Source organism: Streptomyces minutiscleroticus (genome assembly GCF_014650875.1).
Classification (GTDB): Bacteria; Actinomycetota; Actinomycetes; order Streptomycetales; family Streptomycetaceae; genus Streptomyces; species Streptomyces minutiscleroticus.
This window is the reverse complement of record NZ_BMVU01000087.1, coordinates 1-20792: the sequence shown is the minus strand read 5'-3', so window position 1 is coordinate 20792 and position 20792 is coordinate 1. Positions and strand designations below refer to the sequence as shown.

Here is a 20792-nt window from a genome sequence, read left to right as displayed (position 1 = left end):
CCACCGTCTACGGGTACTTCGCCCACTGGCAGCGCGACGGCGTCCTCCACCAACTGCACGGCTTCCTGCACCGGCTGACCCGCCAGAGCCAGGGCCGTGCCGTCGAGCCCGGCGCCGGCGCCCTCGACACCCAGAGCGTGAAGACCTCCAACAATGTTCCCGCAGCCAGTCAGGGCACGGACGTCGGCAAGAGAATCGTCGGCAGGAAACGCGCAGTTGTCACCGACTCCCTCGGCCTGCTCCTCACCGTGCTGGTCACCGCGGCCGGCCGTTCCGACAGCGCCATCGCCCTGCACCTGCTCGATCCCGTCCATGCCGCCCACCCCCGCCTGCGCAAAGTGTGGGCGGACAGCGCCTTTCGCACCACCGTCCTCGAGCGCGCCGCCCACCTGGGCATCGACCTCGAAGTCGTCCAACGCATCCCCGGCACAAAAGGGTTTGCTCCGCTGCCCCGAAGGTGGGTGATCGAGCGAACGTACGGCTGGTTCATGATCTTCCGCAGACTGGCCCGTGACCACGAGACGCTGACCGTCCGCTCCGAAGCCCTCATCGAACTCCGCATGATCGACCTCATGACCCGCCGCCTGACCGGAGAATCCACACCAACCTGGCGAGACCCGACACCTTGAACGAGACGCCATCACCGGGATGAAACACCCACTCACTCCGCTGCACCCTCTGGTTGGAGCAGCCCCGCCAGAGTCGCGTAGGAGCTGTCCCAGCCCCATTCCGTCTGAACCCAGTGGCGTCCCTTCACCCCCATCTCGCGGGCGAGCCCGGGATTGCGGAGAAGTCTGATCAGGCGGTCCGCCGTCGCCGCCACCGAGCGGCCGTCGACGACGTAGCCGGTCTCGCCCTCGCGTACCGCGTCGGGGGCGCCACCCGAGTCACCTGCCAGGACAGGGAGGCCGGACGCGGCGGCCTCCAGGTAGACGATTCCCAGGCCCTCCACCTCCAGGCCGCGTCTGCGGGTGCGGCAGGGCATGGCGAAGGCGTCGGCGGCGGCGTAGAAGGAGGGGAGGGCGTGGTGGGGGTGGCCGCCTGCGAAGACAACCGAATTCACGACGCCTTCGGCCAGGGCAAGTCGGCGTAGTTCGGAGGCGTAAGAGCCGTCGCCGACCAGCAGGAGCATGGCGTCCGGGAGCACCCTGCGGATCCAGGGCAGCGCTTTGACCAGGGTGTCCTGGCCCTTGCGCGGAACCAGCCGGGCCGCACACAGGATCACCGGGCGGCGGCCCAGGCCATAGCGGGCCCGCACCGGGCCGCCGTCCAGGCAGGGGTGGAAGGTCGTGGTGTCCACGCCGGGGACCAGGCGTGCGGTGCGGGTCCCGGGAGCGAGGGCCGCCTCGATCGGCCGGCGGGTGCTCGCGCTCAGCCAGGTGAGGGCGTCGACCTCTGTACCGATGCGGCGCAGCATGGCCCTGGCTCCGGGGGTGCGGGCCCACCACACCTCGTGGCCGTGCGTGGTGGCGACGGCGGTGCGGATGTCCGTCGTCCGCCGAAGTCGGCCCGCCATCAGGCCGAGCGGTGCTGCCGCGCCGAACCACACCCGGTCGCAGCCGTACCGGCGGGCCACGGCTGCCGCATGCGTGGTGACCTGGGGGGTGGGCAGGAGGGTGCGTACCCGGTGACGAATCACCGGGTACGGGAAGGACTGGCCGGGTGTCGACTCCGCCGTGACCGGGCTCGGCATCGAGGTGAAGACGACCACCTCGTCGGGCGGGAAGCGATCGGCCAGTTCACGGACGAACGTTTCGATGCCGCCCTGCCTGGGCGGGAAGTCATTGGTGACGATCAGTGTGCGAGGGCTGGAACCGTGCGTCATACGGCGGCCTCCTTCTTGGAAGGGGTGACAGGGGTGACGGGGGTAGCAGTGGTGATGCCGCGTTGCTGCATCCGGTACGCAAGCGCCCCGAGCGTCAGCGGATAGACCAGGTAGCCGAAGCGGGTCGAAGGCATCAGGACCATCGCCAGGCTCAGACCGAGCGCGAGCCGGGCGGCCGCCGCACGTGCCGTCACCGGCGGCCGCACTATTAGCGACACGGCGATCAGCAGCGCACTCACCGCAAGGAGAGCGAGCGCGATCACCCTGCCGCCGGGGACGTATGTCGCGAGCAGCAGCCCGGGCAGCGGGCTCGCGGCCGGCGAGGCGGTGTCGGTGAGGCCCAGCGGGAAGGCGATGACGCTCCGGTAGAAGCCGACGGGGTCGGCGAGGGCGAAGGGCAGCACCGTCACCGTCGCGGTGGTCAGGGCCATGACCGTGTACCGCAGCGCGGGCCGACCGCCCCGGCGTACCGCGACCAGCGCCAGCGCCACGGGCAGCGCGGGCCACGCCGTCCACTTGAGCGCGGCCGCGGCCCCAAGCACCAGCCCCGCCCGAGCCGATTGCCCCCGCTCGGCGAGCACAACCCCGAGGCACATCAGGCCGACGACCGGAAGATCGATCCCGCCCACCGCGAGGGGCAGCGCGACCAGAGGGCAGGCGAGCAACCATGCTTGGTACAGGTTGACCGCGGCGAGGGCCGCCACGAAGGCGCCGCCCAGCCACCAGCGCGCATCCCCGGGCAGCACACCGAAGAGCGCCATCCCGGGCAGGTAGGGATTGAATTCGGCGACGGCCCCAGGGTCTGCGACGTACGGACTGCCGGTCGTGAGCAGCAGCTGTCCCGACCGCTCGACGACCGTGACTTCCAGCTGCCCGAGTCCGGCCGTCACCAGCGAGACGAGCGGCACCACGACGGCCCCCGCCACCGCGACCACCCGGGCGGCGGGGCGGGAGCGCGCACCGCAGGCCAGGACCGCCGCGACCACGTAGCCCGCCCCCGCCATCATCCCCCACACCCGGTGCGGCCCCAGATCCGAGGCAAGAGCGAGTCCCAGCGCGACGACCGCGCAGCCGGCCCACGCGTACCGCTCGTACCGCTCGGGACGTACGTACCGGAGGTGCCGCACGTACCGTTCAAGTCTCTTCGCCATGACCATCGACGGTAGGAATCCGCAGGTGGGAGGGCGTCAACCGAGACTCCGGACCTGGGGCTCAACCCGTGGCATGACATCCGGCCGCAGGCTCAACCCGTGCGGTGACGCGCGTACCCACGCCGGCACGGACCATGGACGTATGAGTGAGTCCCTGCAACAACGGTTCCGCGTCTGGATCGCCGGGCCCGCCTACCCCTGGGTCACCGGCGGTGCCCTGACCGTCGGTGCCGTGGCGGAGCTGATCGTCTATCCCGGATCCGTGACCACCGTAACCGGGGTCCTCGTATCTTCCGCCTCGCTGATGTGGCGGCGGTCCTTCCCGCCTGTCGCGGTGCTCACAGTCTCCGCGGGGCTGCTCGGATTCGCCGGGGCCGTCAACCTGTACGTCTCGATCATGGCGAGCGGACTGATCGGCTGCTACACCTTGGGCCGCAACCGGGTACTGCACCCCGCGCTGACCGTCGCCGGCGCCGCGCTCGGGGCCCTGTGCGTGAACCTGGTGCACATCAACACCTGGTCGCGGATGGACCTGCCGGTGCCCGCGCTCTGGGAGGAAGGCTCGCTCAGTCTGTTCGCCGAGTCGTTCCTGCTGACCGTGGTCATCTTCGGGGCGGTGATGATGGGTGACGCGGTCCGTGCCCGGGAGGAGACCCGCAAGGAACGGAACCTGGCACAGGCCCAGTTGATCGCCATGGAGCGGCAGCAGGCCGCCGAGGCCGAGCGGGCCGCCATCGCCCGTGAGCTGCACGACATCGTCTCGCACTCGGTGTCGATGATCGCCGTGCAGGCCGAGAGCGCCACGTACACCACCCCCGGACTCACCCCCGAGGCCCGTGAAGGCTTCCAGCAGATCGCCAGCACCGCCCGCTCCTCCATGGCCGAACTGCGCCGCCTCCTCGGAGTCCTGCGAAGCCCCCAGGGCCAGGCAGGCATGGCCCTCACCGCCCCGCAGCCGACCCTCGACCATCTCGCCGAACTGATCGAGCAGCACCGGGCGGTGGGCGGCAAGGCCGAGCTGAAGATCACCGGGCAACGGGTGCCGCTGCCCGCCGCGTGGGAGCTGTCCGCCTACCGGATCACCCAGGAGGCGCTGACCAACGCGCGCAAGCACGCGCCCGGCGCCCGTACCGTGGTGGAGATCGGCTACGGCGCCGACCAACTGCTCACGCTGCGCATCCACGACGACGGCCCGGGCCCGATCTCCGGTCCGGGCACCGGGGCGAGCCACGGCCTGACCGGAATGCGGGAGCGGGCGGCCCTGGTCGGCGGTCGGCTCAGCGCGGGCGCGGGCCCGAACGGAGGGTTCCTGGTGAAGGCGGAGCTTCCCTGGGGGACCAGGTGATCGGCACGGAGAAGGAGACGGGTGTGATCAGGGCGCTGGTCGCCGACGACCAGGCGGTCGTCCGCACGGGCTTCGTCAACCTCCTCAACACTCAGGAGGACATCGAGGTCGTGGGCGAGGCCGAGGACGGCGTGCAGGCGGTACGCATCGCCGCCGAGACCCGGCCTGACCTCGTGCTCCTCGACATCCGGATGCCGCGCAAGAACGGCATCGAGGCGGCCCGCGAGATCCTGGCCGGGTCCGAAAGCACGACCAAGGTCCTGATCCTGACGACCTTCGGCCTCGACGAGTACGTGTACGACGCGCTCGCAGCCGGGGCGAGCGGCTTCCTGCTCAAGGACGCCACTTTCCCTGAACTGCTGCACGCGGTGCGAGTGGTAGCGGCCGGGAACGCCCTGCTCTCACCCGAAATCACCAAGCGGGTAATCGGCGAGTTCGTGCATGCGCGGACCTCGCGACTGCCGGTTCACTCCGTGGGAGAGCTCACCGCACGTGAGGCGGAGGTGCTCGTCTTGATCGCTCGAGGGCTGTCCAACGCGGAGATCGCGAGCCGTCTCACGATCACGGATCACACTGTGAAGACCCACATCAACCGGCTATTCACGAAGCTGGAGCTACGGGATCGGGCGCAGGCCGTGATCGCGGCCTATGAGCTAGGCCTGGCGCGGGTAGGAGGCGGGGCCGACTGAGCGACCTCTTCCTCGGTCTACCGGGTCTCCGCAGCGAACATGACCCACCGCACTCACTCCCTCATGGCTCATGAGGAGCCCAGCCCGCTTCGCGCGAAGTTCCTCAACACGCTCAACTTGACAGAGAAGCCGTCGCTGACGACCTCGCGCAACGCGTCCAGGGACAGGACCTGGGAGGCGGGCCAGGTGCGCGCGATCGTGGACTTTCCGGCGCCGGACGGGCCGATCAGGACCACCAGGCTGTGCTCGGGCATCTGCGGGTAGATCAGCTCGGTCATGCGAGATCTCTCCTTGCGGGTGAGGGCGCGGGCAGCCCAGATGAGGCGCTGCCCGGCGTTGTCGGTGATCAGGGCGGCGGCCTCGTGCAGGGGCCACGAGGCGTCGCCGTCGCGGTCCGGCTCGACCTGCTCGGCACGACGCGCGGCGGCGGTAAGCAGCTGCGCGACGGCCGCCATGAACCCGCCGGGCGGGTCGGTGTCCTCGATGAGCTCGCGCAGGATCGCGGCGAGCTCCTCCTGGTCGACGTCGTCGGCACGAAGGTCGTCCTCGATCTGCTGGAGGGCCAGCGAAGCGATCCCGACCGAGGCGCGTACGTGTTCCAGTCGCGTCCGTGGCCAGACGGTCACCGGGCGGTGGCCTTGGTCGTGGCTATGAGCGCGGCGACGGTCTCCCAGCCGTGGTGCCAGGAGTGGTCAGTTGACTGCACTAACTCAGGCCACGGCTCGACTTGATGGTGGTGCGTCAGGAACATCTGGGCATGTCGTTGTCGCATGAGTTCTCCCGTGTACATCGAGACCTGATGGACGGCCGTGTACGGCTGTCGAGGATCGGGGCGGTTGCTGCTGGTACGTCGGTGTCGTTGCCGTGGCTGGTGGTGGATGGTGCGGGGCGTGAGGTCGAGCCGGTCAGCAGCTATCTCCGGGACCGTCTGCTGGGGGACGTGAGCCCGTTGACGTGTCGGAGTTACGCGTATGACCTGCTGCGCTGGTTCCGGGTGTTGTGGACCGTGGATGTCGCCTGGGAGCAGGCCACGGAGGCGGAGGCAGCCGCGATGGTGGGCTGGCTGCGGTCGGCCCGCAATTCGCAGCGGCACAGGCGTCGTGAGGGCGGTTTCCCGCCCGGGTCGGTGAACCCGACGACCGGCAAGCGGGTCCTGGCGGCGGGATACGCCCCGGCGACGATCGCGCACAGCCTGTCGGCGGTGCACGGCTTCTACGCCTTCCACCTGCACTTCGGGCGCGGTCCGGTGCTCAACCCGGTGCCAGAGAACCGGGCCCGCCGCGCGACGCTCGCGCACCGCTCGCCGCTGGAGGTTCCCGGCAGGCACCGCCGAGGCCGTCTGCGGCCGAAGGTCCCGGTCCGTCAGCCGCGGGCGATTCCCGACGGCCAGTGGGAGGAGCTGTTCGCACAGATGCGGTGCACCAGGGACCGGGCTCTTCTGGCCTGCTACGTCTCCTCCGGGGCTCGGGCCACCGAGCTGTTGGGCGTCGGGCTCGCCGATGTCGACTGGCAGAAGGGCCGGTTGTGGGTCGTTTCCAAGGGGACCCGCGACCGGCAGCCCGTGCCGGTTTCGCCCGAGGCTCTGGCCTACCTGGCGGCCTACCTCGACGACTCCGGACTGCCCGACGGCGGGCCGGTCTGGCGCACTCGCCGTGGTGAGACGCGTCCGCTGACCTACTGGGCGGCCCGGCGGATTCTCCAGCGGGCGACCGAGCAGTTGGGCATGAACTGGACGCTCCACGACGCGAGACACACAGCAGCGACCCGGTTCGCCCGGGATACCGCGATGACCTTGGCAGAGGTGCAGACGATCCTTCGGCACGCGCACGTCACTACCACCGCCCTCTACACCGTGGTCGGCCTGGAGGACCTGGTCGACAAGCTCGCCGAGCACTATGGCCGCCCGGCTCAGCCAGCCGCGTGGTCTCAGCAGTACGACCCGCAGGACGTGGCGGTGGTGTTCGGTGCCCGGTAGTCAGGCGGGCAACAGCGCCCGGGTGAAGGGCCCGACCACCGGACGGGTCCGCCGCCATTCGTTGGAGACCTACGAACGGGACTTCAGCTTCAAGCCGACCGCAGTGGAGCCCGCACCTCCGCCACGGCCCATCCATCCACCCCGGCCTCTGGGCGAGTTGTCGACGGCTCCCATCAAGGACGTCGCCGAACTGGCCGGGACGGTCCTGGGGATCGGGTCTGGTGTCTCGAAGTGGACGACGGAGATGCAGCGGCTGCTGGAGCACCTGGAGGAGTTCCCCGGCGCCACATGGCAGGCGAGGTGGGAGGCCGCTGGCCTCAACGAGCGGGGACGACGAGCCGAGCACATCTACAAGGGCCGCGGAAAAGCGATCAAGAGCACCATGAACACCTTCGCGGGCCACGCTTTCGCAATGCGCCTGATCCAGCCGTCGCTGCTGGCGTTCCGTTCCTACCGCTTCTCCCACTACCTGCGCTGGTTCCGCACCATCGCAAAGGACCCCGTGCTGGAGGAGTTCTGCGAGCGAACCCTGTCGCTGAAGGTGAGCCGCCAGTCGATCCAGCGGGCACAGTTTGACGTGATCGTCCCCCTGACCGTCTTCGGGATCGACTTCGCCGACCTGACCCCGGAGGCCCTGCTCCACTACGCGACGGAGTCCAGGAAGTACGGCGTTGTGTCCGGCGAGGCGGGTGGGGACGGCTGTTTCGCCGCCACCCAGGCCTGGCCGATCCTCTCCGACATGGTGCACTTCCCGGCCTCGACCCCACGCACACTGCGGGCCGCCGTGGTCAAGGGTCAGCGTCCTGTCGCCGAGCTCGTCGACAAGCACAAGATCCGCAACCAGGATGTCCGTGACCTGCTGATCCACTACATCAGTCGGCGCTCGGTCGAGGTCGACTACTCCACCCTCACCTCCCTGGTTACCAACCTCGTGCGGCTGTTCTGGAGGGTGATCGAGGAGTTCAACCCAGACCAGGCCGACCTGCGGCTGTCGCCCGAGGCGGTCACCCACTGGAAGGAGAGCCTGCTCGTCCGGCCGGACGGCAAGCCCCGGCTGCACATCGAGGGCCCTTTCCTCGCGGTCCGCGCCCTCTACCTGGACCTGCACACCTGGGCGGTTGCAGAGCCGGAACGCTGGGCCCAGTGGGTGGCCCCCTGCCCGATCCGCGATGAAGACCTGCGCTGGTTCCATGTCCGCCGGCGCCGCGTCCAGGAGCGGATGGCCAACCGCACGCGGGAGCGCCAGCCCCTGCTGCCGATCCTGTCCCAGCACGTCACCGATCAGTGGCAGCGGCAACGCACCCTGCTGGAGAGCGCCCGGGCGGTCGGGCTCGGCGAGCACTTCACCGTCGACGGGACCGGGTGGCAGCGCGTCTCCGCGAAGATCGACGCCGAGCGCAGAGACCCGACGACCGCACCGATCCGAGCGGTGAACCGAGCAACCGGGAAGTTGGTACAGCTCACGCACACCGAGAACCAGGCGTTCTGGCAGTGGGCGATCGTGGAGACGCTCCGCCTGGCTGGCCTGCGCGCCGAGGAACTGACCGAGCTGACCCACCTGAGCGTGCGCAACTATCAGCGCCCGAGCGGGGAAGTCGTCGCCCTGCTCGTCATCACGCCATCCAAGAGCGACCGGGAACGGGTGATCCCGATGTCTGCGGAGCTGTTCCACGTCATCGCCCAGATCATCCGGCGTCACATCAGCGCGCACGGCACAGTTCCGATCTGCGTCCGCTACGACCTGCACGAAAAGGTCTGGAGCGAGCCGCTGCCCTACCTGTTCCAGAACGTGCACGCCGGGGGACTGCGGGCGATGTCCACCACGACGATGTGGCGGATGATCCGCCGGGCCGCCGAGGGACTGATCGAAACCGATCCGCGGTTCGCCGAGGTGAAGTTCGCTCCGCACGACTTCCGCCGCCTCTTCGCGACCGAGCTGGTCAACAGCGGCTTGCCCATTCACATCGGCGCCGCTCTGCTCGGCCACCTGAACATCCAGACGACTCGTGGCTACGTCGCGGTCTTCGACGAGGACGTGGTCCGCCACTACCAGCAGTTCCTCGACCGCCGACGGGCTCAGCGGCCTGAGAGCGAGTACCGCAAGCCGTCCGAGACGGAATGGTCGGAGTTCAACGAGCACTTCGACAAGCGCCGGGTCGAACTCGGCTCTTGCGGACGCCCCTACGGGACTCCCTGCCAGCACGAACACGCCTGCATCCGCTGCCCGATGCTGAGCATCAACCCGAAGATGCTGCCTCGCCTGGACGAACTGGAGGAGGACCTCCTCGCCCGCCGTGAACGCGCCGTCGCCGAGGACTGGCGAGGTGAGATCGACGGCCTCGACCTCACCCTCACCTTTCTGAGAAGCAAGCGAGAACAGGCCCGCCGCTTCGAGCGAACCGGACCCGTCTCGCTCGGACTTCCCGCAGTTCCTCATCAGAATCCCCAGCTCACAGAAGGGTGATCAGGAGAGCGGAGACGAGGAGCACGGTCTGATGCAGGGCTTGATCGGTCAAATACATGCCGTTCATCCCCGCGGCCTTCAGCTCCGCGAAGCCCTTCGACCCGATGTGCTCCAGCAGCCAGCGGACCGGCCATCGGCGATCGAAGAACGCGTGCGTCACCGCCGAGACGACGAGCCCGGCCGCCAGACCGGTCCAGGACATCTGGAGCGGTAGGACGGCCCAGACCAGGGCCAGCATCACGGCCATGACCACGTGGTACTGGGCGACGTGTCCCAAGCACGCGCCCCAGCCCTGCCGCGGGCTCACGCCGTCGGCGACCTCCGTCGCTGACGGCGCCGCCTTGTTCCCGGCCTGCTGGTCGGTCTGCCCGATCACATGGTCCGCGAGGTTGTGACCGACGGAGAGAACCGCCCACACCGCCCCAAAGGTCGCCGGGGTCGCGATCTGCTCAATGGAGGTCATCGTGCACCTCCTGCCGCCACCAGGAGACCGTGGTCCAGAATCAACGCATGGACGTCCCCGAGCTGCTGGAAGCCGCCTCCCTGCTGGTCCCCGCAGAGATCGCCACGGAGAACGACATCACGATCAACGACATCTGGGACCACCTCGCCCAGGATGAGTGGGAGGTGGCCCTCGGAGTCCTGGAGGAACTCGGCGACGTCCACCCGCTTCCGCTCGAGTTCTGGGAAAGCCTCGCCACGGCCGCCGAGCAGATGCGGATGGAGAGAAGCGCGGCCTGGTGCCACTGGCGCTGCTACGAGGCTGGCAATGGGATCATCCGCGCCGACCTCACGCTTCGGCCAGCCAACGAGAACCGACGGCAGACACACTTCTCCGGAGCCGGTGTCCTGCGGCCGATGTGGAACATCGGAAATCGCACTCCAACCGGTGAGGAGGACCTCAACATCGCACTCCTGTGGGTCGAGTTCACTCCCACACTGGGGCCCGGCGAGCGTTCCTCGGTGCGACTTGCACCCCTCGACCCCTCGCAGTGGCGACACCTCCAGCCCGGCCAAACGATCACGATGCACGAGGACCGGACCATCGGTGGCACGGCTGTCATCCTGGAAGTCCAGGGACCTACGGCCACGCCCGCCCCATAAAACCTGCCGCCCCTGGCTCCCACCGTTGGTGCAGAGAATGTCGAGGTGGAAGGCGCCGTTCATTCCGTGCGAGGCCAGCTTGTAGAAGTTGGTCTTGCCGGTCTTGTCGGCGAGCTTCTCCAGAACCCCGTGGCCCGGCACCCGGCGGTCCGCGATGTAGTGCGTGCCGAAGGACAGGGCGAGTGCGGCCGCGGCCGCGCCGGGGTGGACCCGGATGCCCAGCGCGCGGGCTCCGAGTCCGGCGACGATCGCCTGCGTGGCGGTGTAGGTGACGCAGTGGTGCAGGCACGCCTTGCGGCCGTCGGCGGTGCCGTGAGTGGTCTTCTCCTTGGTGGCCGGGTCTTCGTAGGTGACCGGAGCGTCGTCGGAGGCCCCCTTCACGCGGGCGCAGAAGTCGTTCTGGACCCAGATTGTTGCTGCATTGTTTGCGTGTCTCGCATTCCTCAACTCCCGTTGATCTGGCGTGGGGTTAGCAGTTGATGAGGGTCGTGTCGCGGGCCTACGGTCCCGCTCCGTGTTGGTGCACTACTTCTCTGTCGAGGGCTGGCAGTCGTGGGGGCTTGGTGGGCAGCCGCTGATCCCTGAACGGATGCCGGTGCTGGTCGATGACGACTTCCTCTTCGAGGACGCGTACGGGCCGCGGGCGACGCGGGCGGTGAACGCGTGGCTTCGTACGCTGCCGTCGCGCGGGGCGCCATCGCCGAATTCGTGGCGGGCGTACGCCCTGGCGGCGCGGGACTGGCTGGCGCATCTGCGGCGGCATGGGGTCGCGGTGTTCGGTACGCGGCAGGAGCTGGTGGCCGCGCTGGGTACGTACGCGGACCGTTGCCTGTCGGGGCCGGTGGACGAGCGGCTTGAAGCCTCCTCCTGGGAGTTGCAGGTCACCGCGCTCAGCCGGTTCTACGACTGGGCCCAGGAGGAGGGCTTGGCCAAGGCGGCGCCGTTCACGGTGGCCGTCGGCAAGCGGATGATGCAGGGCCGGTTCATGGAGACCCGGCGGAACCGGGCCCGGACGCGTCGGCCCAAGCCGCACGTGAGGTTGCAGTACCTGGCGCCGGACTTCGCCGACCTGTTCCGTCATGGGCTGGCCGGGCTGGGCCCGGACGGGCTGGACGATGCGACGTTCCGGGGCCGGTTCCCGGGCCGAAACGCGGCGATGGGAGGCTTGGTGCTCGGCACCGGGATGCGAAGCCGGGAGTTCACCTACCTGCTGGTGCACGAGGTGCCTCCGCTGCCCGCGGAGCCGACCGAGGTGCCGATTCCGTGGGCGGTGCCAGAGCTGGGGGCGAAGGGCCGCAAGTTCCGCTGGACGTGGATCGACTACGCGGCGCTCGCGGCGCTGCACTCCTACATCGCCCTGGACCGGGAGATGGCGCGGGGGCCGTGGCGGCCGAGAAACCCGCTGGTGGTCGAGGAAGCGGACTTCCACGGCGGGCGGATCAACGGCCGGCGGACCCGCTGGTCGAGCCTGCGGCCGGAGGAGAGGGTGCGGCTGGTCGGCCCGGAGGGCGGGTCGTTGCTGCTGGCGCTGAGCTATGGCGGGCGGCCCTTCGTGGACTGGGGAACGCAGTTTCGCCGCACCGCGCGCCGGATCCGTGAGCGCTTCGAGCCGCGGTTCCCGGACGTCGCGCCGCACCGATGCCGGCACACGTTCGCCATGGCCACCTTGGAGAAGCTGGTGGAGGGGCACTACCGGCAGGCCGCCGAGCTCGCCGCGGCCACCGGCGACACGGCAGGGCTCGCGCTCTACCTGCTAAAAGCCGATCCGCTGCTGATCCTGCGGGACCTGCTCGGGTACTCCAGCGTGGTCACCACGGAGGTCTACCTCAAGCGCCTGGACGTGAACCGGATCTACCGGGCGGCCTGGGAACGGACCCGCGGGTCTGTCGATGCGGCCGCGGCCGCCGAGTTCGACGAGGAGTTCTGATGCCGGCCGAACTGCTGCGGGAGCCACTCGCGTTGAAGCTGTCGCTGCCCGGCGAGGAGACGTGCGTCGTCGAGATCGGGGACCTGCCGAACCCCCGGCTGGCGGCCGATCTGGCCGAAGGGCTGGCCGCCTCGGTGCATCCCCACGGGCCGCTCGGCAAGCGGACCACCTTCAGCAGCTTCCTCTACACGCTGCGGCGGATGGTCCGTGAGCTGGCCGAGGACGGCTTCGAGGGGTCGGCGGCCGACCTGACACGGCCCGTGCTCAGCACGTTTTGGCTGCGCTCGCACTACCTGGTCGAGTACCGGACCCGGGCCTTGCTGCGTGCTCTTGACCTGCAACGCCGGGTGCTGGACGAGCCGGTGCGGCAGATGGTGTTCGGCATCAACTACAAACGGCCGGTGCTCAACGGGCCGCTGCCGCCCTACGCCCCGGCGGAGTGGAACCGGCTCATGGACCTCTGCAAGCAGGAGGTACGCCGGCTACTGGAACGGCATGAGGCGATGGTCGCGCTTGCCGAGACGGGGCAGGATCCGACGGTCGGCGGGTGGAGCGAGGTGAACGCGGCCTGGCTGCTGTCGCGCATCGGGCCCGTCACCACGGCCGTGGTCGCCGAGCACATGGGCATGACGAGGTCGGCGTTCATGACGCGGCACCGCGGCATCCATCGGGTCCGCAGGGCCCTGTTCCCCTCGCACGACCAAGCTGTTCCCTACGTGCTGCTGCTCGCGGGCTGGACCGGTGTCGTCCCGGACGGGCTGATGGGCATGCAGGTCTCCGGCATCCGCTGGGTCGGGAAGGAGGCGACGCTTCTCTCCTACACCAAGGGCCGCACCGGGGACGAGAGCCTGGTGCTGTCGGCTCGCGCGTCGCGGTTGCTGGAGCGGTGGCAGAGGCATTCGTCCCTCTTGCGTGAGCGGGCCCCAAGCGAACTGGCCGACCGTTTCTGGCTGGTGACGCAGCAGGGCCACCAGGTCGGGGCGGCGACCTGCGCGGACTTCGTGCTGCGCAAATGGGTAGCGGCCCATGACTTGCGTTCCGAGGAGGGCGGACCGCTCTGGATCGACCGGCGTCGACTGCGGACCACGTTCATCGCCCAGCGGGGGCAGCGGCGGTGGTCGACGCGGGCGACGATCGATCCGAATCACTCCCCGGAGGTCGAGGGCGACCACTACCTGTCGGCCGCGACCCCGGCCCAGCGGGCGGTGGTCGAGGAGATTGCCCGGGACGCACAGGGCGATCTGCTGCGGCGGGCGAGCGCGCCAGTGGTGGTCGACGACGCGGTCAGCGCCGCCCGGCTGCCGGAGGAAGTGCGCCGTCTCGGACTTGAGGACGACGTCCTGGTCGAACTACTCGCCGGTGAGCGGGACGTGTTCACGGGGGCCTGCGGCGACCAGCTCGCCGGGCTGCACGGCCCCAGGGGCAAGCCGTGTCCGGCCCGGCCCTGGGTCTGCCTGCTGTGTCCGCTGGCGCTGTTCGCGCCGCGTCACCTGCCCAATCTGCTGCGGCTGAAGGCTTACTTCGCCCGGCAGTTCCGCGAGATGCCGCGCGAGCAGTTCGCCGCGACGCTCGCCCCATACGCCCGTCGCCTCTCGGCGGAGATCCTCCCGCGTTTCGCGCCTGCCGCCGTCACGGCCGCCGAGCGCGAAGTCCGCGATGAGAACGCAGAACTCCCGTTGCGGGCCGAGGAGCTCACCTCATGACCCTGCTGCCGGAGTGGAGCGGACGGCCTTCCCGATCGGTGTTCTCGGGGGCCGATGTCGCCGCCACCGCCCGGCTCGCCTGGCGGGCGGGCTGCCCGCGGCCGCGGTTCGAGGACGAGGTGTGGTCGCTGGCCGGCTGGACGGATGCCCCAGCCCAGATGACGCCGGCGGAGAAGACCTGGCGCTTCGACCGCATCGCCTATCCGGCATGGCGGGTCGTCGCCAAGGAACTCGCCCTGGCCTGGGTCGCGAGTCGTGACGAGCGTGTCCTGGCGCTGCCGCAGGCTCGCCGCATCCCACGACACCCTCGCACCATCCATGCGCGGATCTATCACCTCACGTTCTGGCTGAACTGGCTGCACAGGCGAGGAGTCCGTACGTTCGCGGCGGTCACGCAGGACCACTGCGAGGCGTTCCTGCAGGAGTACGGCGTGGTCCGGGACCGCGCGACGGGAGCCGCCGTCCGAAACAAGGCGGCGAGCTCGCTGCGGTCTGTGGTCTCGGCGATGCAGGAGATCACCGACTACGGCGGTCTGTTGTCTGCCGACCGTCACCGGGACGGGTTCCGCCCCTGGGGGCAAACGCTCCCCGCGGGAGGTGGTGGGGGCGCCGGCCCGGCCGCAGGCGGTGATCAAGACGGCGCCGCTGGACGACGACGTCCTGGACCCGCTGCTGACCGCCTGCTTGCACCTGGTCGATGTCCTCGGCCCGCACGTCGTCGAGCTGCGGACCGCGCTGCATGCGGAGCGCCGGGCACGCGAGCAGATCACGTCGCGCAACCTCCACGACGCGGGCGTGCTCGGCGCTCTCGTGGATGAGCACCTCGCTCACGGCCGGCCGCTGCCGCGGCTGGAGAGCTGGGTGGTGTCCAAGCGGCTGCGAAGAGGGTGGGACCCGAAGGACCCGCTGCTGCACGTCAACTTCCTGGATCTGTTGCGGCCCACCCGACACCGGGACATCGGCAAGGCCCTGCTGGTCAAGGCACGTCCGGCGCTGGAGGCGGCGGTCGCCGAGGTCGGCACCGAGTACCTGTGGTGTCGTGACGCTCCCGAGGTTCCCCGGGCGGACAACGGTGAGCTCATCGCGTGGTCCCTGCCGCTGGCGCACTTCCCGGCCGCCTCCTTGATCCGTGTCGTCGCTCATGCCTGCCTGGTCGCGACATCGGCGCTGACCGGCATGCGCTCCAGCGAGCTGATGGAGCTGACGGTCGGATGCCTCCGCACCGACATGGAGAACGGCACGGACCTGGTCCGGCACCGGCTGGTGGGCAAGGTCGTCAAGGGGCGCCGCTGGGGCGGTGAGCCCGATGAATGGGTCGTGATCGAAGAGGTCGCGCGGATCGTGGCTCTGGCCGGGCAACTCACCGACGCCGGGCTCGGACAGCGGCTGTTCGGCGGCTTCCGCACCTTCGAGAGCCGCGGCGCCATGAACTGGCTGCGACAGTGGGTCGCCTCGCCCGCCGGCGCCCGGCACGGCCTGAAGCCGATCCCAGACGACCCGGTCCATCCGCGCAGTCTGCGGCGCACGCTGTCGCTGGAGATGGCTGCCCGGCCCGGGGGCCTGTTCGCCGCCAAGGTCCACTTCAAGCACTTGCGGGTGGCCACCACCGAGGGCTGCACCGCCCGTCCCGGGGGAGCCCAGGCGGTTTTCCATCAGGAGTGGAAGACCGCGGAGGACACGGAGAAGCGGGCACGGACCGTCGAGGCCTTCCACCAGTTCCAGCAGGGTCAGCTTCCCGCCGGACCTGGCGCGGACGCCCTGCTGACCTTCTTCCGGTCCGTCGAGGAGGAGTTGGAGGATCACGAGCCGGGCCCGGCGAAGGTCGTCACCGATCGGCAGATCGAGCTGCTGTTGAAGCAGAAGGCGTCGGTGCTGCACCTGGCCGCGGCGAACTACTGCTGGTTCGAGGACCCGGCGAAGGCGCTGTGTCTCAAGCTCGCCGGCGCGAAGGGGGCGGCGGGCCCGCTGAGCGGGCTCTGCGACAGCGCCCGCTGCCCGCAGGCCACTCACCACCTCGTCCACCGGCCCGTCTGGCAGGCCGCGGCCGACAACGGCGCCGTCCTGCTGGCCAGCCCGCGCGTCCCGGCCGGGGAGAAGAAGCGCCCGCAGACCGAGCACGAACGCTCGATGCGCGTCCTCGAAGAGATCGACAAGGCAGCCGGAAAGGCCGGATGACATGGCACTCGGCCAGACCCAGCGTGAGCAGGTCGAGCGGCGCATCCGCGCAGCCGTCGACCGCCTGCTGGCCGGGCAGATCCCCGAGGGCGGGGCCTGCGACGTCAAGACGCTCGCCCGCGAGGCCGGGATCTCCCGCGCGGCCCTCTACCGGACCTGGGGCCACCTCAAGGACGAGTTCGAGAAGCGACGGGCCGCGGCCTGGGCTGCCGGGCACCAGCCCGACCCTCGCGAGGCCCGCATCGGCCGGCTGCGGGACCTGAACCAGCGGCTCACCAGCAAACTCGCCTGCACCAGAACCGAGTTGGCCCTCCTCAAGGAGCAGCACCGTCGGCTGCTGTCGGTCCTCGCCGCGAAGGACGACGAGCTGGAGCGTCTCCGCCGCGAGCTGAGTACGTTCGCCCGTACGCACGCCGGCCCTGCCTGCGACAACGAGCAGGGGGACGACACCGGAAGCGTCATCCCCCTGTCCCGCCGCTGATGTCACACCACAGCCATCTGTCCGATGCCCGTGACCTGGTCGTTGACCGCGTTGAGCCAGGTGATGCCCCGCTGCCTCGCGCCCGCATCCCGGCGGGCACCGACGCGCCATCGACGACGGACTCGTGATGACCGAGGTGGCGATCGAACGCCCGCAGCACCCGAAGCCTTGGAAGCCGAGGATCACCTCCACAGGGTGGGACAGGCGGAGCCGGGAGGCCGGGATGCGTGGGGGTGCCGGCTCAGCGCGCTCGCTCGTACTCCCGGGTGATGAAGGAGACGGCGTTATCGAGGGCCTCGTCGGACTCGGCCATGTGGCCGGCCAGCAGGTGCCAGACGTGGAACATGTGGGGCCATACCTCGAGGGTGGTACGCACGCGCTGTTCGGCGAGCCGGTCGGCGAGCGTGACACCGCCGCTGAGCATCACCTCGTTCTCCCCCATCTGGATCAGTGTCGGGGCCAGGCCACGCACGTCGGCGAAGATGGGGGAGGCGTCCGGATTGGTCGGCAGCGCGTCGCCCAGGAAGGAACGGGCGAGCGCTTCCAGGAAGTCCACGCCGCACAGGGGGTCAGTGTGGGCGCGGCTGCGTGCCGAGGGGCCGGAGTGCGTCAGGTCGGCCCAGGGCGAGATGGCCACGCCCGCCACGGGCAGCGGCAGGCCCGCGGCGCGTGCCTTGCGCATGATGGTGATCACCATCGCGCCCCCGGCGGAGTCGCCCGAGATCGCGATCTTCTCGGGAGCGGTCCCCGCCGCGAGGAGCGCCCGGTAGGCGGTGAACACGTCCTCGATGGGGGTGGGGAAGGGATGCTCGGGTGCCTGGCGGTAGTCGGGCACGTAGACCCGGGCCCGCAGGCGCTTGGCGTAGTGGCCGGTCAGCCCGACGTAGCCCTCGACCGCCCCGTGTACGTAGCCTCCGCCGTGGATGTAGAGCAGGTTCCGGTCATCGGTCACTTCCTCCGGCACCACCAGCATGGCCGGCACGCCGTCGAGCGCGGTCTGCTCGAAGGTTACGCCTTGCGGTGCCGGGAGGGCGGCGGCGAGCTGCTTGCCGTAGGACTCCCGCACCTCCGCCCAGGAGAGGTCGCCTTCCCCCGCAAGCGCGGGAGCGATGCTGCTGGCCGCCTGCGTCCAGCGTCCCAGCAGCGCTGTGGCCTCTGGTGTCAAGTTCATGGTGCTCACGTCCTTCGTCGATGTCGCTGATCGCGCGGCCCCGGTGCGCCACACGGACAAGACACATGTCCTGTGGGTGGTCGTCGCCGAAACGGTTCCGGTGGCCTCGCCAACGTCGTCAGTGTCCGTCCCTGACACTGATGTCAAGGTCAAACCGTGCAGGTCACGGCCCTATGGAGACGGTCTTCTAAGATCGAGGACATGCACATCGGAGAGGCGGCGCAGCACACGGGAACGACTCCGCGACTGCTGCGGTACTACGAACAGAAGGGATTGCTCGTGCCCGGTCGCTCCGAGAACGGCTACCGGGAGTACGACGAAAACGCCCTGGGGCGGATTGTGCAGATCCGGGACCTGCTGCAAGCCGGTCTGCCGACCCGCCTGATCCAGCAGATCCTGCCGTGCATCTCCACCCCGCACAGCAGCATCCGCTTCTCCGGCCTGACACCGGAGATGGTCGCGCTCCTGGAAGCCGAGCAGGCTCGCCTGACGACACGCATCGACTGTCTGACCCGCAACAGGGACGCGATCGCCGACTACCTCGCGGCCCTGCGCGAGACGAACGGGCAGCAGGAACACACACCAGGCCGCACCGAAGAGGCCAGCGTCTGAAAGCGCGTGACCTGCACCGCTTGACCTTCACACCAGTGTCAGCCCCGGACACTGACGGCATCGGCCATCCATACCGGAGCCGCCACGGCGGCGTACCCCCGGCACACCGGGGCCGCGGCCAGCAACATCGACGAAGGACAGCGCGCCATGACCACACTCCACGGAACGTCCGAGCCCCGCTTCGCGGGCCTGCGGGAGACACTGCGGCAGAACCTCGTATCCGGTGAGGAGATCGGCGCCTCGCTGGTCGTGGACATCGACGGTGAGCGCGTCGTGGACCTGTGGGGCGGGCACCGCGACGTCGCCCGTACCGCCGCCTGGGAGGAGGACACCCTCACCAACGTGTGGTCGATCACGAAGACCGTCACCAGTCTCGCTGCGCTCACGCTGGTGGACCGGGGCGAACTCGACGTGTACGCGCCGGTGGCCCGGTACTGGCCCGAGTTCGCCGCGGGCGGCAAGCGGGACGTCGAAGTCCGCCATCTGCTCTCCCACACCTCCGGCGTCTCCGGGCTTGAGCAGCCGGCGACCGTGGAGGACCTGTACGACACGACCGGCGCGGCGGCCCGGATGGCCGCGCAGACACCGTGGTGGAAGCCGGGCACGGCCTCCGGCTACCACGTGATGAACTACGGGCACCTCATCGGGGAACTCGTGCACAGGATCACCGGCCGGTCCCTGCGGCAGTTCGTCGCCGAGGAGGTCGCTCGCCCGCTGGGAGCGGACTTCCAGACAGGCGCAGCCGAAGCGGACTGGACGCGGGTCGCGGACATCGTGCCGCCGCCCCCGCCGCCGTCCGATCCGGCCGCCCTCACGACAGCCAGTCCCGCCTACAAGACCCTGACGGGCCCGGCGGTGGCGGCGGCAACCGCGAACACCCCGGCCTGGCGGGCCGCGGACATCGGTGCGGCGAACGGCCACGGCAACGCCCGATCCGTCGCACGCGTCCTGTCCGCGCTCGCCCGCGGCGGCCAGGTCGACGGCATCCGGCTGCTCAGCGAGAAGACGATCGACCTCATCTTCGACGTGCAGGCGGACGGAGTCGACCTCGTCAACGGCCTGCCGTCTCGCTGGGGTATCGGCTTCGCATTGCCGAGGAAGGACACCCTGTCCTGGATTCCGGAGGGCAGGATCGCGTTCTGGGGCGGCTGGGGCGGCTCGATGATCATCGTGGATCTCGACCGGCGCATGACCATCTTGCGCCTGTACGACCTGTCTGCCGACGTCCGGGCAGCGGCCCTGGACTACATCGCCGCAGAGTTGCCGGGGGTGGTCGCCTCCCGGCTCGGCGCCACCGAGGGCCGCGTGGTCGGCGTCGACACACTGGAAGCCGCACTGGACGACGCCTGGCTGGTCATCGAGGCGGTGCCCGAGCGGCTGGACCTCAAGCGCAACCTGTTCGCCGATCTGGACCGGATCGCCCCGCCCGACACCATCCTGGCCAGCAACTCCTCCTCCTACGCCTCCCGCCTGTTCATCGACCGGGTGGAGCACAAGGAGCGGGTGCTGAACATGCACTTCTACATGCCCCCGGCGCAGAACGCGGTCGACCTGATGAGCGACGGGGCCACCGACCCCGCAATCATCGAGCGGCTCAAAAACGAGCTGCCGCGCTACGGAGTGCACCCCTTCGAGGCCCGCCGGGAAAGCACCGGCTTCATCTTCAACCGGGTCTGGGCCGCGATCAAGCGCGAGGCGCTGCAGGTCGTGGCCGAAGGGGTGACCACGCCGGAGGAATTCGACGCGATGTTCCAGGTGAACACCGGCGCAAAGCTCGGAGTGTTCCGGATGATGGACCAGGTCGGCCTGGACGTCGTCCTCGACATCGAAAACCACTACGCCGCGGAGAATCCGCACCTGCCCGAAGGCCCCCGCCGACTGCTGCACGAATACGTCGACACCGGCCGCCTCGGCGTGAAGACCGGCCGCGGTTTCTACGACGACTACACCACCGCAGCGAACGACGCCTGACGCACCGCCCGCATCGCGCCTCACTACTCGCACCCGAGATACCTCATGCGGCTTCGGGCCCGAAGCAATCCATGTAAGTCCAGGAAGCCCTCTGGTGGCCCTCCAGGCGGCCCCGCAGCCGCCCGCCCCATCCCAGCGCGCGGAGGCTTCGCCGACGCGCCACAAGAGCCCTCTCGCGCCCGATCCCCCTGGGCAGCCG

Annotated in this window: 17 protein-coding genes and 2 pseudogenes; 11 read left to right on the top strand and 8 right to left on the bottom strand. The window is 69.7% G+C overall.

Annotated features, from left to right (window positions below; translation table 11 throughout):
* The coding region (locus tag IE271_RS37305; RefSeq protein ID WP_190194913.1) for a transposase at window positions 1-629 on the top strand (629 nt) is incomplete at its 5' end.
* Between the two features lie 32 nt (window positions 630-661).
* On the opposite strand, the gene IE271_RS37300 is transcribed toward IE271_RS37305, so the two are convergent.
* Together IE271_RS37300 and IE271_RS37295 are read right to left on the bottom strand one after the other, a co-directional pair.
* A complete protein-coding gene (locus tag IE271_RS37300) occupies window positions 662-1825 on the bottom strand; it encodes a glycosyltransferase family 4 protein (RefSeq protein ID WP_190194912.1) in 1164 nt (387 codons plus the stop codon).
* A complete protein-coding gene (locus tag IE271_RS37295) occupies window positions 1822-2976 on the bottom strand; it encodes a glycosyltransferase 87 family protein (protein WP_190194911.1) in 1155 nt (384 codons plus the stop codon). Before IE271_RS37295 ends, IE271_RS37300 begins: the two co-directional genes overlap by 4 nt.
* Window positions 2977-3118: 142 nt before the next feature.
* On the opposite strand from IE271_RS37295, the gene IE271_RS37290 reads away from it, so the two are divergent.
* Window positions 3119-4321 (top strand): sensor histidine kinase, encoded by a 1203-nt coding sequence (locus IE271_RS37290; RefSeq protein WP_190194910.1) that lies wholly within the window; start codon window positions 3119-3121, stop codon window positions 4319-4321.
* A gap of 23 nt (window positions 4322-4344) precedes the next feature.
* Entirely contained in the window at window positions 4345-5010 is a 666-nt protein-coding gene (locus IE271_RS37285; RefSeq protein WP_190194909.1) for a response regulator, read from the top strand.
* A gap of 131 nt (window positions 5011-5141) precedes the next feature.
* On the opposite strand, the pseudogene IE271_RS37280 reads toward IE271_RS37285, so the two are convergent.
* From IE271_RS37280 to IE271_RS37270, 3 genes and pseudogenes are all read right to left on the bottom strand, one after another.
* Window positions 5142-5288, bottom strand: a pseudogene (locus IE271_RS37280) (AAA family ATPase); the annotation flags it as partial.
* A gap of 1 nt (window position 5289) precedes the next feature.
* Window positions 5290-5636 (bottom strand): annotated as a pseudogene (locus tag IE271_RS44140) (hypothetical protein); the annotation flags it as partial.
* Complete coding sequence (locus IE271_RS37270; protein WP_190194908.1) at window positions 5633-5782, bottom strand: hypothetical protein; 150 nt, start codon at window positions 5780-5782, stop codon at window positions 5633-5635. The pseudogene IE271_RS44140 and the gene IE271_RS37270, both read right to left, overlap by 4 nt.
* Here IE271_RS37270 and IE271_RS37265 point away from each other — a divergent pair.
* Together IE271_RS37265 and IE271_RS37260 are read left to right on the top strand one after the other, a co-directional pair.
* The gene (locus IE271_RS37265) at window positions 5768-6985 is read left to right on the top strand and encodes a tyrosine-type recombinase/integrase (RefSeq protein WP_229919848.1); all 1218 of its coding nucleotides are present in this window, start codon (window positions 5768-5770) and stop codon (window positions 6983-6985) included. The two genes, IE271_RS37270 and IE271_RS37265, sit on opposite strands and share 15 nt — an antisense overlap.
* Before the next feature lie 157 nt (window positions 6986-7142).
* Window positions 7143-9449: a tyrosine-type recombinase/integrase gene (locus IE271_RS37260; protein WP_229919847.1), complete on the top strand. Its 2307-nt coding sequence runs from the start codon at window positions 7143-7145 to the stop codon at window positions 9447-9449.
* Here IE271_RS37260 and IE271_RS37255 read toward each other — a convergent pair.
* Together IE271_RS37255 and IE271_RS43705 are read right to left on the bottom strand one after the other, a co-directional pair.
* Window positions 9436-9912: a hypothetical protein gene (locus tag IE271_RS37255; protein WP_229919846.1), complete on the bottom strand. Its 477-nt coding sequence runs from the start codon at window positions 9910-9912 to the stop codon at window positions 9436-9438. The two genes, IE271_RS37260 and IE271_RS37255, sit on opposite strands and share 14 nt — an antisense overlap.
* Window positions 9909-10934: a hypothetical protein gene (locus tag IE271_RS43705; protein ID WP_308435246.1), complete on the bottom strand. Its 1026-nt coding sequence runs from the start codon at window positions 10932-10934 to the stop codon at window positions 9909-9911. Before IE271_RS43705 ends, IE271_RS37255 begins: the two co-directional genes overlap by 4 nt.
* A 133-nt stretch (window positions 10935-11067) precedes the next feature.
* Here IE271_RS43705 and IE271_RS37245 point away from each other — a divergent pair, with 133 nt between their 5' ends.
* The 4 genes from IE271_RS37245 (at window position 11068) to IE271_RS37230 (ending at window position 16839) form a co-directional block, all read left to right on the top strand.
* A complete protein-coding gene (locus IE271_RS37245; protein ID WP_190194907.1) occupies window positions 11068-12480 on the top strand; it encodes a site-specific integrase in 1413 nt (470 codons plus the stop codon).
* Window positions 12480-14183, top strand: coding sequence for a hypothetical protein (locus tag IE271_RS37240; RefSeq protein ID WP_190194906.1), 1704 nt, complete (start codon window positions 12480-12482; stop codon window positions 14181-14183). Before IE271_RS37245 ends, IE271_RS37240 begins: the two co-directional genes overlap by 1 nt.
* Window positions 14184-14783: 600 nt before the next feature.
* Entirely contained in the window at window positions 14784-16358 is a 1575-nt protein-coding gene (locus IE271_RS37235) for a hypothetical protein (RefSeq protein WP_229919844.1), read from the top strand.
* A gap of 1 nt (window position 16359) precedes the next feature.
* Window positions 16360-16839, top strand: a complete 480-nt coding sequence (locus IE271_RS37230) for a hypothetical protein (RefSeq protein WP_190194905.1) — start codon at window positions 16360-16362, stop codon at window positions 16837-16839.
* 241 nt (window positions 16840-17080) lie between these two features.
* On the opposite strand, the gene IE271_RS37225 is transcribed toward IE271_RS37230, so the two are convergent.
* A complete protein-coding gene (locus tag IE271_RS37225) occupies window positions 17081-18010 on the bottom strand; it encodes an alpha/beta hydrolase (RefSeq protein WP_190194904.1) in 930 nt (309 codons plus the stop codon).
* A 201-nt stretch (window positions 18011-18211) separates the two neighbouring features.
* Between IE271_RS37225 and IE271_RS37220 the strand changes: the two genes are divergently transcribed.
* Window positions 18212-18622: a MerR family transcriptional regulator gene (locus tag IE271_RS37220; RefSeq protein ID WP_190194903.1), complete on the top strand. Its 411-nt coding sequence runs from the start codon at window positions 18212-18214 to the stop codon at window positions 18620-18622.
* A 147-nt stretch (window positions 18623-18769) separates the two neighbouring features.
* The gene (locus IE271_RS37215; protein ID WP_190194902.1) at window positions 18770-20593 is read left to right on the top strand and encodes a serine hydrolase; all 1824 of its coding nucleotides are present in this window, start codon (window positions 18770-18772) and stop codon (window positions 20591-20593) included.
* Window positions 20594-20792 lie beyond the last annotated feature (199 nt).

Excerpts from the sequence above, each read along its gene's own strand:
- IE271_RS37300 (WP_190194912.1), bottom strand. The coding sequence starts at position 1,825 with ATGACGCACGGTTCCAGCCCTCGCACACTGATCGTCACCAATGACTTC.
- IE271_RS37295 (WP_190194911.1), bottom strand. The coding sequence starts at position 2,976 with ATGGCGAAGAGACTTGAACGGTACGTGCGGCACCTCCGGTACGTACGT.
- IE271_RS37290 (WP_190194910.1), top strand. The coding sequence starts at position 3,119 with ATGAGTGAGTCCCTGCAACAACGGTTCCGCGTCTGGATCGCCGGGCCC.
- IE271_RS37265 (WP_229919848.1), top strand. The coding sequence starts at position 5,768 with ATGTCGTTGTCGCATGAGTTCTCCCGTGTACATCGAGACCTGATGGAC.
- IE271_RS37270 (WP_190194908.1), bottom strand. The coding sequence starts at position 5,782 with ATGCGACAACGACATGCCCAGATGTTCCTGACGCACCACCATCAAGTC.
- IE271_RS37255 (WP_229919846.1), bottom strand. The coding sequence starts at position 9,912 with ATGACCTCCATTGAGCAGATCGCGACCCCGGCGACCTTTGGGGCGGTG.
- IE271_RS37240 (WP_190194906.1), top strand. The coding sequence starts at position 12,480 with ATGCCGGCCGAACTGCTGCGGGAGCCACTCGCGTTGAAGCTGTCGCTG.
- IE271_RS37230 (WP_190194905.1), top strand. The coding sequence starts at position 16,360 with ATGGCACTCGGCCAGACCCAGCGTGAGCAGGTCGAGCGGCGCATCCGC.
- IE271_RS37225 (WP_190194904.1), bottom strand. The coding sequence starts at position 18,010 with ATGAACTTGACACCAGAGGCCACAGCGCTGCTGGGACGCTGGACGCAG.
- IE271_RS37220 (WP_190194903.1), top strand. The coding sequence starts at position 18,212 with ATGCACATCGGAGAGGCGGCGCAGCACACGGGAACGACTCCGCGACTG.
- IE271_RS37215 (WP_190194902.1), top strand. The coding sequence starts at position 18,770 with ATGACCACACTCCACGGAACGTCCGAGCCCCGCTTCGCGGGCCTGCGG.